Raw genomic sequence first — 13,025 nt, 5'->3', positions numbered from 1 at the left:
GCGCGCTCAGAGCAGACCTTGCTGCCGCGCAACGAATACGGCCTCCCGCCGGTTCGAGACCCCGAGCTTGCGGTAGATGCTGCGCAGGTGCGTCTTCACCGTGTTCACCGAGACGTACATGGTGCTGGCGATCTCCTCGGTCGTGCTCAGCGACGGTAGTTCGAGCAGCAGCCGCGCCTCGCGGGGGCTGAGCTCCGCACCAGTCCCCTGGGGTGTGGCGGGCATCGCCTCCAGGACCTCGGCGGCGAACGTGTCGAGCTGGCCGAGTCGGCCCACCTGGCGAGCCAGGAGCGCCCGCAGGTCACGTCCGGTGTCGACGAACGGGCGCAGGACGTGGCCAGGCTCGGCCTTCTCCAGGCCGGCGAGCAGCTGGGTGCGCGCGGTCTGCTCGTCGCCGGCCCGTTCGGCCAGCGACGCGACCAGCACGTGGGCCTCGATCTCGGTGTTGCTCGCCACGCAGCGGGCCAGTCCGCACGTGATCTTGTCCAGCTGGGCTCGCGCGGTCGTGGTGTGGCCGTGGTAGGCGTGCACGCGGGCGCGCATGAACAGGAGCTCGCCGCTGCCGGCAATCCACATCGACGCCCGGTGGGGGACCTCGGCGGCCCAGTCCGACCTGCTGAGCCGCAATGCCAGCTTCTGCTCGGTGACGCCGACGATGGCCACCATGGACGTCTGGAGCCGCTCGCTGCGGCCCAGCGCGCCCCAGATCTCGCGCAGCCGCAGCAGGGCGTCGTACGCGTGCTCGGTCGAAGCGGCGATAGCCGCCACGGACCGCGCGCACAGCTCGACGGTCCGGTCACCGCTCGCCGGGGCGAGTGCGGCGGCCGTCCGTGCCTCCGCGCGGGCGGTCTCGTCGTCGAGCGACTGGTAGGCCGCCCACGCGGCCGCGGCGTGGGCGATGCTCGTGCTGGGGTTGGCGCCCACGCCGTGCTCGTGGGCGAACCCGATGGCCTCGTTCGCCACCCGCGCCATGGTGTCGATGTCGTTCGCGGCGCCGGCGACCGCCGACAGGTGGCTCAGGCAGTGCGCGCCCGCGTGGCTGTAGCCCCGTTCCCTCGCCAGGTCCAACGCGCGTTCCAGGTCGCCCTGGGCACGCTGGAGGTGGCCGAGCCAGAACAGCACCGTGCCGCGGTTGATGAGTGCGAGCATGCGCAGGTCCGTGTCCTCGATGTGGTCGAGGCGGGCGTCCAGTTCTTCCACCCGCGGAGACAGCCGGCCGGTCAACCGCGCGTGCTGCGTCAGCGCCACCAGCGAGAGGTCGCGGACCACCGGGTCGTCGGTGTCCCGAAAGCCCGCGGACAGCTTGGCGAGCCGTTCCTCGGCCAGGTAGCGGTCGCCGGTCGACAGCTCGGCGATCGCGAGCATGGCGCGCACGACTGGTCGTTCCACCACCGCCCGCGGCAGCTTCCTGCTCAGCCGACGCAGGGTCCGCGTCTGGCCACCGAGGACGACCGCGGGCCCGTACTGGACGACGAGGTCCGCCATCAGGTCGTGGTCGCCGACGCCGATCGCGTGCGGCAGCGCGGCGAGCGCGTCGCCCTGCCTCACGAACCAGTCCGCGGCGACGCGGTGCAGCTGGGTCACGGTCGCCAGTGAACGGGACCGCAGGGCCATGCGCAGGTAGCCCAGCAGCAGCGAGTGGTACCGAAACCATTCGCTGTGCGGCGAGCACCTGGACACCAGCGTGTTGCCGCGCTCGAGCCGTTCCAGCAGTGCGCCCGCGTCGTCCCGTCCGGTCAGCTCGACGGCGAGCTCGACGGTGACGCACTCGCAGACGCTCGTGCGGAACAGAAACTCCTGAACGTCGGCGGGGAGCTTCGAGAGCACCTCGCCCACGAGGTAGTCCGCCACCGCGCGGTCGGTTTCGACGAACGAGTCGATGGTCGCGATGTAGTCGTCCGACGCGGCCAGAGCCATCGCGGCCAACCGAACGATGGCGGGCCAGCCGTCAGTGCGCACCATCAGGCGGGCGAGGTCGGGCTGCGTCAGCGTCACACCGTGGCCGCGTAGCAGGGCAGCCGTCTCGGCCTCGGTGAAGCAGAGCTCGATTGCCCGCACCTCCCGGAGAATGCCGGCGAGGCGCAGCCGGCGCAGTGGTACGGGCTCGGCGACACGGGTGCTGATGACGACGTGGAGGCGCTTGGGCAGGTTGGCCAGCAACAGCTCCAGCCCGTTCAGGACGTCGTCCTCGTGCAGCCGTTGGACGTCGTCGAGAACCAACCACACCTCGCGTCGCTGACGGTCGATCGCCTCGCGCAACGCGGTGACGAAGCGCTCCTCCTCACCGGGTTCCGGCGGGCAGGGCTCCGGTTGTGCGCCGTCGAGGACGCCCGCGCTCTCCAGAGCGGTGAGAACGGCCGACCACAACACGAACGGGTCGTTGTCGTGCTCGTCGACGTTCACCCACGCCGTCGCGAAGCCCTCGCGGCGGCACCGGCGCACGGCCGCGGCCAACAGCGTCGTCTTACCGAACCCCGGCGGCGCGCACACCAACACCACCCTCGGCCAACGGGTTTCCTCCTCGCCGGACATGTTTGCTTGAGCACGTCAGTGAGACGGGATCTTTCCACCCGGCCGGCCGGCAACGGCGGCACGGAGGTTTTCCAACCCGGTACTGGCGCTTGATGTCTATCCCCAGCATTCCCGACCACGCTCTCCGAGGTTAGGACACGGTCGGCCCGGATAAGTGGTGGGAACCCAAATGAGTGAAGGCACACCGGTGCGCATTCACCCGCCCCGGATGAGGCGCGCGGGTTTGCGGCCTGACAATGTTCCTGCTGTGCTTCACGATCCGGGAAACCGGCGGGCGGATTCGTGAAGCCGGCCGGTGGCCGCGAGTGCCCCATCATTTTCGCGGCCGCCGGCCGCTGCCTCCGTTTCGTGCGCTGGACGTCCTCACCCGTGCGTACCCGCCGTCCACCGTGCCGCGGCCGGGTGCCAGGTCGCGACGTCGCCGGAGCCAGGTCGTCCCGTACGGGATGGAACCGCCGCCCGAGCCGGTCCGGGGAGGGCGGGACCGCGGCCATGCGGGCCCGCGAAGGTCTTCGCCCAGCGCGCCTGCGGGCACAACGCCCACCGGCCCGCGCGACGACCCGCGTGGCGGTGCGGCAAACGTCACCGCCACCTGGCGCCCTGTTCGGAATGCCCGCCAGGGTGTCTGGGCCGTCGCGAGACACGGTGAACGTCCTTGGCCACCGCACTGGGCGGGCAAGCGGAGGCCCTTTCGTCATGGACGTTTGGCATGCCGGCGGGCGAGCACGGCGAGCAGGGTGCCACTGGCGAGTAGCAGGGCGCCGAGCCCGACCAGCGGGCCGGCCCCGACGCCGGTGCTCGGCAGCCAGGTCTCGCTGTCGCCGGTGCCGACCGCGCACTCCTCCTCGTCGTCGTCGGCTGTGGTCACGCAGGAGGGAGGGCTCGGCTCCGTGCCCGTGGGCTCGGTTGGCGTCTCGCCGCCCGTGGACGGTTCGCTGGTCGTGGTCGTGGTCGTGGTGGTGGTCGTCGGTGGCTCGGTCCCGCAGGCAGGGAGGTCGCCCTCGAAGGGGTGGGCGTGGAACTCCTGGCCCCACCCCCGGGCGGCGAGGTCTGGGTGAGCGAGCCGGCGGTGAGGAACCGACCGGCGATGCCGGGCATGGTCACGGTCGTCATGCTGTCGGGGTTGCCGGTCAGGATGCTGCCCTGGAACTGGGCGCCGCCGGTGAGGGTCACGGTCTCGGCGTCGGGGAAGTTCCACAGCAGACGGGCCGCAGGGGGACCCAGCGGTCCACGTTTGGCGCGGTGTGTCCTCGCCGGGACGGCGGTTTTCGACCTGGTACCGGCGAGTGTGTCAACCGGATTCTGGCGTGCGCATCGACCGGCCGCGTACGAGGCTAGCCCATATCTGGTTCGACAACTTTCCTGTTTGTTTCGCTACTTGGAAGGGGTGGCCATCACGAAGTCCGCAGATGGCCGCGAGCGGCCCCTTTTTCGTATTCACCGGATCGACTTCTGGGGGTCGCGGTCACGGCCCATCCGTTCGGCCGAGGACTGTCAACTCACCTTCGCGCGTGCCGCGGTCCGCGCTCCAGGGCCCGATCCGAGGGGCCGACGCCGGGGATGGTGATGGCGAGCCCCGGCGTGGTGGCATCCATGTCAAGGTCGCCGGAGATGGAGCACGGCGGTGGCTGCGGGTGCCACCGCCGTGTGTTGTCGTCGAGGGCGAGCAGCAGCTCGTGAGCCAGGTCGTTCACCACGTGGACGAGCCGGGGTGACCGCCGGGCCATCACCAGGTCCCGCAGGGCCTCCAGCTTGGCGACGAGCCACCGGGAGGTCACGTCGAGCCGGTCCGATGACTTCGGGGGGTGTCGCTGGAGCAGCACGCTCAGGTGAGTGAGCTGGCGGGCGATCAGGTCGTCGTCCACCGCGGTCGAGAGCGTCTCCAACGCGGTGCGCATGGCGACCACGTCCGGGCAGTAGTGGTGGTCGAACATGGGACCGCCTTTCGTGGGGTGGGCACCGGTGTCAGTTCCTCGGCTCCTCGATGAGCCGGGCGAGGCTGTCCCGCAACCGGCCGACTGCCTTCGCGCACAGCTGGGAGACCCGTGACCTCGTCACGGCGAGGTCACGGGCGATGGAGGTCATCGACCTGTCGCGGATGAAGTGCTCGACCACGACCAGGCGCAGCCGTGGCGGCAACGCGGTGATCGCGGCGCGCAGATGGGCCACCTGCTCCTCGAGCACTACGAACTCCTCGGGTCCCGGCATCTCGTCCCACAGCAGGTTCTCGAGGGTGCCCGGCACCAGCTCCTGGAGGTGTACGACGGTGGTGCGGTACACCTCCCACGTCACGGTGGCCATCGTGGGCACCGATATGCCGACGAAGACAGACAGCTCGACCGAGGTGGGTTTGCGGCCGAGCATGGTGGTCAGCCGTGCCCTGGCCGACCTCATCCGGCGGACCTGGCGCCGCGCGGCCGGGTTCGGCCCGTCCAGTGACCGAAGCTCGTCGACCAGCGCGCCGTAGAGCCTGGCCCCGGCGTACCGGGGGAACGGAACACCACGCCACGGCTCGAAGGACCTGGCCGTGCTCACCAGCGCGAGCAGACCCGCGGAGGTGAGCTCCTCGCGGTCGACGTCGCGGGACACATGCTCGATGAAGACCTGAACCTGCTGGTGCACAAGGGGAATGTGCTCGTGAATGAGCCTCGCCCTGTCGACGGAGGTCATCTGCGACCTCCCCGCGCGGTCGGCTCGGCGGAGTGGTTGACGATCCGGGCCACGGTCGGGGAGTTGCAGATGACCTCGCGGGCGACGTCGTCGAGCCGACGACGCTGGTAGCGGGCGTACGCACGCATCGCCTCGAAGGCGCCCTCCATGTCGAGTTCGAGTCGCTCGGCCAGGATCCCCTTCGCCTGCTCGATAACGATTCGGGTCTGCAACGCGGTCTTGAGCTGACCGTTCAGCGACGTCGAGCGTGCGAGGGCCCGTCCTGCCTGCAGGTGCAGGGTCGCCAGCCCGGTGAGCGCCGCGCCCAGGAGGGCGTCGCCCGCTTCGATCGGCCCGGTCCGGCGGCGGTAGAGCGTGAGCGTGCCGAGGGTGTCGTCGCGCAGCGACAGCGGGATCGCGTGGACCGCGGAGAACCCCGCCTTGCGGGACGCGTTACCGAAGGCCTTCCAACGGTCGCCGGCGTGCAGGTCGGGCAGGCTCCTCGGCTCCCGGCGCCGATAGGACTCGATGCTCGGCCCATCCTCGCCGCGCAACTGCATCAACATCGGCACCAGCGCGTTCTCCGACGTCGCCGCCACCGCGGACAACCGCCCGTCCTCGTCGGCTATGAGGACGCCGGCATCGTCGGCTCGGAGCAGGATGACCGAATGCCGCACCAGCGCGTTCAGGTACAGCTCCTCATCCAGTGATTCCGTGTCCACATTGGACAACTCGAGGATGGCCGCCACGAGCTCCTTGCAACGCACGATGTTACCCTCCACATTGGTTCGCCCTCTGTCCTCGTGCCGTGAAGCATGTCTAGCGCCTGGTGGGTTGTGCTGGAACAGCGGCACCACACGTTCACCTGGTGAGGGTGAACCGCGCCGCGGTGGTGCGGCATGGGAGGCTCGTGAATGTTCTGCCATCGCTGGATGTACTCCCGTTCGTCAGCAGGCTCCTCGACAGCTTCGGGGTCCGGGATGCATCGCGGAGAGATGTTCGGCTTCTGCGTCAGGTTCGTCGTCCGTGGTGGTCAGTCGACGGGCTCGTGCCGCATCCGCTGCGGCTCCACCCCGACCGTCGCGGTCAGGAACACCACCAACCGGTGGACGAAGGTGGTGATCTGCTCGGCGACGTACCGCTGCGTGGCGACCGTTTGGTCCACCGGATCCGGTAGCTCGTCCGGTCCTGGCGGGATCTCCGAACCGGCTCCGCGTCGCCGACCAGCCATCCGCACGGCGGTGCGTGCACGCCGCACCGGGTCGATCGGCAGCGGACCCCGGACCGGCCGGGCGAGCAGCCGACCGAACCCCAGCAGGTAGAACGTTTTCGCCCGCATCCGGGGTGCCAGCTCGACCACCGCGTGATGGCTCTCCCGTCCCATGGTGAGGACGAGGTCCGCCTCGGCGATCGGACCCACCCCGAGCGGGCGCGCCCTGAACGCACGGGCGGCGGCACCGATGTCGTTCTCGGCGAGCGCTGTGTGGAGGTTGGGGTTCAGGGGGGCGCCGGGGACCGCACGGACGCCGGCACTCGACACCCCGAAGCTGGCGGCGGCGAGCCCGAGCCGGTCGTCGAGCAGCCTTCTGGTGAGGATCTCCGCGAGCGCGGATCGGAAGGTGTTGTGAGTGCTGACGAAGAGAATCCCGAAAGGGATGTGGAACCGCGGTGTGGCGGTCGCACACAGGTACATGCTGAGCCTCCGGCCGTGTCATCCACCTCAGACGAATGGCTGGGACCAGGCCGGACAGCGGCCACCATACACACCCGAGGCGCCGACGATCGCCAACACCACGACGATCACCGGAACGAGGGTGGCAACTGGTAGGCCGATCACTTTTCGTAGCCGCGTCGCGAGCGAGTGCCGCACCGTGGGCGGACGACCGGCAACCGTCATGATTGGGGGCACGGACGGTCGCCGGTCATCCTCCTCCCCGGGGTCCCGGAGGAGGGCCTCCCCCGCGGCGCGGCTGCCGTCGACCTGCGCCGCCCGATCATCGTGGCGCGGGCAACGGGTTCGGGGCTTCATCCAGTTCGGGTGAACAAGTGCGTCATCCGCGGGTTCGGGTGGATACCGAGAACACGCGGTGCCGGACGCGGTCGTCCCCGCACGGGCGGGCCTGATCCCCCGACGACCGCCAGCCAGTTGGCGACCAGGCTGCGGTGTAGGGCGCCAGGGGAGCGCCGCCCAGGTGATGCAGTGTGTCGCAATCGCGGCGGCACATCAGCGCGGCGCGGAACGCCAGGAACACTCCTTTTGCGCCGCCGTCGAACACCACCGTTCATCCGGTTCGGGTGACGGTCTCAATGGATGTGGTGGTTGTGGTGAGGATTGCGTTGTCGCCGGTGGAGGTGGATGAGGTGTGGCGGCGGTGCCGGTCGGGGCAGGCGGTGAAGGTGCTGGCCCGAGAGATGCGTCGTCATCCTTCGACGGTGCGTGGTCTGCTGAAACGGTGTGGTGGTGTTCGACCGGCCGGTGGGTGTGCTCTCCATCGGCGACGCCGCGATCGAACGCGATCCGCACTCCGCTCTGGCCGACATCAGCGCCGACGAGCTTCTGAAAGGGCGGGGGCCTGGTCCTCAGCCCGCCCGCGCTCGCCGGGCGCCCAGTTCCTCGAGGACGGCCAGCACGGCGCGGGGTAGTGGTGCGTGCTGGTCGCGCAGGACGGCGGCCTGGACCCGTCGCGTCGGCACGTGGTCGGCGACGGCGACGGCGACGATCTGTCGCGGGTGGATAAGCACGTTCAGGTCGTGGGCGATGGTGACGCCGCGACCCGCGGCGATGAACGCCTGTGTCTCGACGGGCTCGTCCCCGTGTCCGGCCAGCATGATCGGTGGCCGCAGGTCCGCGGTGTGGAGGACGTGGTCGACGAGCCGCGCTGCGGAGCCGTGGTGCGCGCGGACCCAGGTGTCGTGGGCGAGGTCGCGCAGCGCGATCGTCGGGGTGTCGGCCAGTGCATGGGCGGCGGGAAGCAGTAGCCGCGGCGGATCGGTGAACAGGTCGACGACCTCGATGTCCTCCGGTGGCGGGGCCGGTTCGAACTCGTGCTCGAACACGATGGCGACGTCCAGCTCACCCGCGGCTAGCCGCGAGAACGCGGCGCCGCGGTCCACCAGCTCGTCGCGGATCACCGCGTGCTCGGTGCGGAACAGCTCGGGGTGCCGCGCTTCCAGCAGCGTCGCCACCTCCGCGGACAGATGCACGAGCGCGGTGAGGAACGACCCGAGCCGGACGTGGCCCCTGCGCAGCCCGGCGAGTTCTGCCAGCTGCGCCTCGGCGAGCGCGAGCCGTCCGAGCACGGCGTCGGTGTGCTCGGCCAGCAGTCGTCCCGCCTCGGTGGGACGGACCCCCGCGCGGGAGCGGTGCACGAGTTGGGTGCCGGCCTGCCGTTCGAGCAGCGCGACCTGGCGGGACACCGCCGGCTGGGTGAGGAGCAATGCCTGCGCCGCCGCCGTGAACGAGCCGTGCGTGATGACGGCGCGGAGCGTGGCGAGCTTGTCGACGTCAAGCATGACAAAACCTTCGGCCGTCGATGCGCTATCCCAATGATTTGGCATAGATGGTAGGCGGTAGCCGGACGGCGTGTCCCTGCCCCGTCGCGCCCGTGCGGCCACCACCGTCGTCTTCCTGCTCACCGGCGCTGTCATGGCCGGCTGGGCGACCCGGCTGCCGGCCGTCCAGGAGCGGCTAGGGTTGTCAACTGCGGAGGTCGGCCTCGCGGTCACGGGGCTCGAGCTGGGTGCGGTGAGCGGGCTGCCGCTGGGCGGGCTGATGGTCTCCCGCCTCGGCAGCGCCGGTGCCACTCGGATCGGCCTCGCCGTGTACCCGGGTGCGCTGCTTGCCGCCGCCGTCGCGCAGAACCTGCCGCTGCTCGCCGGCGCACTCGCCGTGACCGCGGCCGCCAACAGCGTCGTGGACGTGGCCGTGAACGTGCAGGGACTGGAGCTGGAGCGGCGCTACGGCAGACCGGTGTTGTCGAGCCTCCACGCCGGGCACAGCGCCGGCCTGCTCACAGGTGGTCTGACGGGCACGGTCGCCGCCGCAGGCGGGGTGTCCGTCGGCACCCACTTCGCCGTCGTCGCGGTGGTCGGCACGGTGCTCGGGGTGGTCGTGCCGACGTGGTTCGTCGCGGAGCGGACAGGTGGTCGCGGTACCGCGTTCGCCCGGCCCGACCGGCGACTGCTGCTCCTCGGCCTGCTCGCGTTCTGCGCGTTCCTGCTCGACGGCGCGGCGAGCAGCTGGAGCGCCCTGCACGTGCGCACCGCCTACGACGCCACACCGGCCACCGCGGCGGCGGCGTTCACCGTCTTCGCGGTGGCGCTGACAATCGGGCGCCTGGGCGGCGACCGCGTGATCGCCCGGCTGGGGCGGGAACACACCGTGCTCGTGGCGGGGCTCACCACTGCCGCGGGCTGCGCGCTGGCGATCAGCGCACCGAACCCCGCGGGGAGCCTCGCCGGGTGGGGTGTGTTCGGCCTCGGGCTGGCCACCATCGCCCCCGCCGTCCTCGGCGCGTCCGCCGCGGCGACCCAACGCCCACCCGCCGCCGCGATCGCGGCGGTCAGCACCGTCGGCTACCTCGGCTCGTTCACCGGTCCACCCGTCGTAGGCGCCGTCGCCACGACGACAAGCCTGTCCACCGCACTGACCGTACTGGTCGCCGTGGCACTCACCAGCGCCTGCCTGGCCCGGCCGGCGCTGCGTACCACCGAGAAACCAGACGGCGGTCCGCGATGAGGCCTCAGCGGATCGTCTCCGCGCGGCAGGGCCGCGCTGGGTGGCGCGTCCGCTGACGTCGTCGACGATCGGTCGGCGTCGATGCCCTGTGTTCGCAAGAGCGAGGGGACGACGTGCTGGTGCTCGCCGCTGGGGGCGCGGCAGTTCGCAATCGTCTCGGCGAAGCGGAAAGAGCGGACTGAGTCATCGACGCCGTCGTCGTGGACGCGCAGCCCCTTCGAGTGCCCCGGAGCAGGTCGGCGACCAGGCGGATCGGTTCGATCAGGCGAGGGCGGGGCCTTGGCGGCGTCGCAGGCATCGCTGCCAGCGAGCGGTAGGCGGGACAGCCTGCCGAGCCTGGCCACCCGATCTCGCTGGCGACGACGATGTCCAGCTCTCCGCCGGTGGCGGCGGCGATCTCCGCAGCGACCGCACCCGCCACGGGGGCAGTGCCAGCACCGATGAACCTGGACATCACGGCTGTGGTCCTCTCAGCGGCCGGTCGGGTAGGTCTCGGGTTCGAGCGCGTCGACCTGGCGGGTGGGTAGCGGTCGCAGGGCGGTGGTCTCGTCCAGCCAGAGGAAGGCGTCGTAGCGTGCGCCGAGGACGGTGGGCACGTAGTTGCCCCAGTGTTCGCGTTGGGGATGGTAGACGACGCCGATGGCGCGGTGGGCCAGTTGGTCGGTGAGCAGGTCGATGCGTTCGCCGCTGGGGAAGGTGAGCACGGCCGCGGGTGGTGCGCCGCGGTGCAGGGCGTCCTCGACCGAGCCGGACCGTGCGGGCGGGACGGGTATCTCGCGCATCGGCGCGCCCCAGGCGTCGCCGGCGATGACGGTGCCGCGGTGGGTGCCGAAGCCGACCAGCACCACCTGGTCGGTCCCGAGGCGTTCCCGGGCGAGCTGGCCGAGGTTGATCTCGCCCGCGGCGGCCATGTCGGTGGCGCGGGCGTCGCCCACATGGGTGTTGTGTGCCCACACCACGACCTTGGCGGCCGGGCCGTAGTGGGTGAGGAGCCGGTCGAGGGTGTCGTCCATGTGCTGGTCGCGGACGTTCCACGACTGGCGCCCGCCGCCGATCATCGCGCGGTAGTAGTGTTCGGCACCGGCGACGATCTCGGCGTTCTGCCAGGCCTCAAAGCGGCCGGAACCGTCGGCCGCGGCCCGTTCCCGCAGCCGCACGAGCAGGTCCACGACCTCGTTCTCGCAGCTCTCTGACGCGAAGCGGGTCGCGGCCGCGTAGCGCTGGGCGTCCTCGCCGTATGGTTCGAAGCAGCGGTAGGCGGCCAGCGCGACCGGTATCTGTTTGGGGTCGTGCTCGCGCAGGTAGGTGAGGATCTCCCGCAGCGACTCCCACAGTGAGTACACGTCCAGGCCGTGGAACCCCACTCTCTCGGCCGGGTCGTGCCGCAGGTTGTGGGCGCGCAGCCAGCGGCAGAAGTCGAGGACTTCCTCGTTGGCCCACATCCACGTCGGCCACCGCTCGAACGCGGCCAAAGCCGCGCTGGGGTCGTCGGGCGCGTCCGGCAGGCAGCGCACCGCGCGGTCGATCCGGTCGCAGTCGGGCCAGTCACCCTCGACCGCGACGAACGAGAACCCCTTCTCGGCGATCAGCCGTTGGGTGAGCCGAGCCCGCCAGTGGTAGAACTCGTGCGTGCCGTGGCTGGCCTCACCCAGCATCACCACCCGTGCCTCACCCACCCGGTCCAGCAGCGCGTCGAGATCACCGGCGTCCGCCAGCGGTCGCGACAACGCGAGGACATCGTCCCGGTAGCTCACACCCCACCACCTCTCACGGCGCCCCTCAGGTCGAGCCCACCGGGTAGCCGGACTCGCCGTCGCCAACCGGCCCGTTGGCATCCGTGTGAGAAGAAGTCGCGGATGTCGCCCGCGAGGAGCGCGGGTTCGGTGAGGGCGGGGAAGTGCCCGCCGCGCGGCATGCGGGCACAGGTGCGGAGGTCGGCGTAGGCGCGCCGTGCCCAGGCCGGAGGCGCCGGGTGGTCGAACAGCGCCACGGCGGCGGGTGTGGTGATGCGTTGTCCGGGTGGGAGCGGTTTGCTGTCCACGCCGGGCGATATGTCGTCGCGGTTCGCCCATGCCTCGGGTCGTCCGCTGCTGCCCAGTGCCCAGTCGCGGTAGACGGCGAACGAGGTGCCGATGGTGCCGGTCACCCAGTAGAGCGTGATCGTGGTAAGCAGGTCGTCCATGCTGAACCGGGTGGCGAGGTCGCCGTCGCGGGCGCTCCAGTCGCGCCACTTGTCGATGATCCACGCGGCGAGGCCGGCGGGGGAGTCGTTGAGCGCGGCGGCCAGCGTGTCCGGGCGGGTGCGTTGGGCGTGGGCGTAGGCGCTGTCCGTTTCGTGGCTCATCCGGCGCTGTGCGAGGAACTCGTGTTCTTCGCAGGTCAGGGTCGCGGGATCGATGGTCGGCTCGGCGGGCATGGTGACGTGGATGCCGGCGACGTTGTCGGGGTGGTCGAGGGCGAGCCGGTTGGTGACCATGGCGCCGATGTCCCCGCCGTGTGCGCCGTAGCGTGGGTAGCCGAGCACGTCGGTCATCAGGCGGTGCCAGATTCCCGGGATCGCGGCGGCGTGCGGGACGGGAGGGGAGAACGCGAAACCGGGCAAGGACGGGATCACCAGGTCGAAGGTCATCGCCGACAGGTGCTCGACGAGTGGGAGGAACTCCCAGCACGTGCTGGGCCAGCCGTGGGTGAGTAGCAGCGGGAACGGCTTCTGCCCGCGACCCCGGACGTGCAGGAAGTGCACGACGTGCCCGTCGATCTCGGCCAGGTACTGGGGATGGCGGTTGAGGACGTTCACCTGGGATGTCCAGTCGAACCCGTTCCGCCATCGCTCGACCAGAGCGCGCAGGTAACCCTGGTCCACCCCGGCGTCCCAGCGGGGTTGCGCCCCCGGCGGCCACCTCGTCGCGTGGAGGCGCCGGTCGAGGTCCGCGAGGACGTCCGGTGACACCGCCACGGTGAACGGGATCGGATCGGCCATGGTTTGCGGTTGGCCCGGCAGCTGATCGCTCAAACTCCTCCCGCGACCGAACGAGGTAGCCGTTTCGAACGTTTCGGGCGCGACTGGTGGGGCATTCGAGACCATGGTCGACTCGCCGGGGAAGCC

Annotated in this window: 11 protein-coding genes; 1 reads left to right on the top strand and 10 read right to left on the bottom strand. The window is 70.7% G+C overall.

Going from position 1 to position 13,025, the window contains the following annotated elements; genetic code table 11:
* Positions 1-6: 6 nt before the first annotated feature.
* The 8 genes from JT362_RS15910 to JT362_RS15875 all read right to left on the bottom strand — a co-directional run bounded on the left by JT362_RS15910 (position 7) and on the right by JT362_RS15875 (position 8,694).
* Positions 7-2,532, bottom strand: coding sequence for a winged helix-turn-helix domain-containing protein (locus JT362_RS15910; RefSeq protein ID WP_260191978.1), 2,526 nt, complete (start codon positions 2,530-2,532; stop codon positions 7-9).
* A gap of 694 nt (positions 2,533-3,226) precedes the next feature.
* On the bottom strand, positions 3,227-3,400 hold the full coding sequence (locus tag JT362_RS15905; protein WP_260191977.1) for a hypothetical protein: 174 nt from the start codon (positions 3,398-3,400) through the stop codon (positions 3,227-3,229).
* Positions 3,397-3,756 carry a choice-of-anchor A family protein gene (locus JT362_RS15900; protein ID WP_375546509.1) on the bottom strand — a complete coding sequence of 120 codons (360 nt, stop codon included), beginning with the start codon at positions 3,754-3,756 and terminating at the stop codon, positions 3,397-3,399. The genes JT362_RS15905 and JT362_RS15900 overlap by 4 nt, the downstream gene beginning before the upstream one ends.
* A 275-nt stretch (positions 3,757-4,031) precedes the next feature.
* Entirely contained in the window at positions 4,032-4,466 is a 435-nt protein-coding gene (locus JT362_RS15895; protein WP_260191975.1) for a hypothetical protein, read from the bottom strand.
* A gap of 31 nt (positions 4,467-4,497) precedes the next feature.
* Complete coding sequence (locus JT362_RS15890; protein WP_260191974.1) at positions 4,498-5,202, bottom strand: sigma-70 family RNA polymerase sigma factor; 705 nt, start codon at positions 5,200-5,202, stop codon at positions 4,498-4,500.
* A complete protein-coding gene (locus JT362_RS15885; protein ID WP_260191973.1) occupies positions 5,199-6,038 on the bottom strand; it encodes a GAF and ANTAR domain-containing protein in 840 nt (279 codons plus the stop codon). The genes JT362_RS15890 and JT362_RS15885 overlap by 4 nt, the downstream gene beginning before the upstream one ends.
* 176 nt (positions 6,039-6,214) lie before the next feature.
* Positions 6,215-6,874 carry an arsenate reductase/protein-tyrosine-phosphatase family protein gene (locus tag JT362_RS15880; protein ID WP_260191972.1) on the bottom strand — a complete coding sequence of 220 codons (660 nt, stop codon included), beginning with the start codon at positions 6,872-6,874 and terminating at the stop codon, positions 6,215-6,217.
* Positions 6,875-7,761: 887 nt separating this feature from the next.
* Positions 7,762-8,694, bottom strand: a complete 933-nt coding sequence (locus JT362_RS15875; RefSeq protein WP_260191971.1) for a LysR family transcriptional regulator — start codon at positions 8,692-8,694, stop codon at positions 7,762-7,764.
* A 70-nt stretch (positions 8,695-8,764) separates the two neighbouring features.
* On the opposite strand from JT362_RS15875, the gene JT362_RS15870 reads away from it, so the two are divergent.
* Positions 8,765-9,919 (top strand): MFS transporter, encoded by a 1,155-nt coding sequence (locus JT362_RS15870; protein ID WP_260191970.1) that lies wholly within the window; start codon positions 8,765-8,767, stop codon positions 9,917-9,919.
* A gap of 470 nt (positions 9,920-10,389) precedes the next feature.
* Here the strand turns inward: JT362_RS15870 and JT362_RS15865 are convergent, their stop codons facing one another.
* Both JT362_RS15865 and JT362_RS15860 read right to left on the bottom strand, forming a co-directional pair.
* Positions 10,390-11,673, bottom strand: coding sequence for an erythromycin esterase family protein (locus JT362_RS15865; RefSeq protein WP_260191969.1), 1,284 nt, complete (start codon positions 11,671-11,673; stop codon positions 10,390-10,392).
* The gene (locus tag JT362_RS15860; protein ID WP_260191968.1) at positions 11,670-12,899 is read right to left on the bottom strand and encodes an epoxide hydrolase family protein; all 1,230 of its coding nucleotides are present in this window, start codon (positions 12,897-12,899) and stop codon (positions 11,670-11,672) included. The genes JT362_RS15865 and JT362_RS15860 overlap by 4 nt, the downstream gene beginning before the upstream one ends.
* Positions 12,900-13,025: the final 126 nt, after the last annotated feature.

It is taken from the genome of Actinophytocola gossypii, assembly GCF_025165815.1.
Lineage (GTDB): Bacteria > Actinomycetota > Actinomycetes > Mycobacteriales > Pseudonocardiaceae > Actinophytocola > Actinophytocola gossypii.
This window is presented reverse-complemented; position numbering and strand designations above follow the sequence as displayed.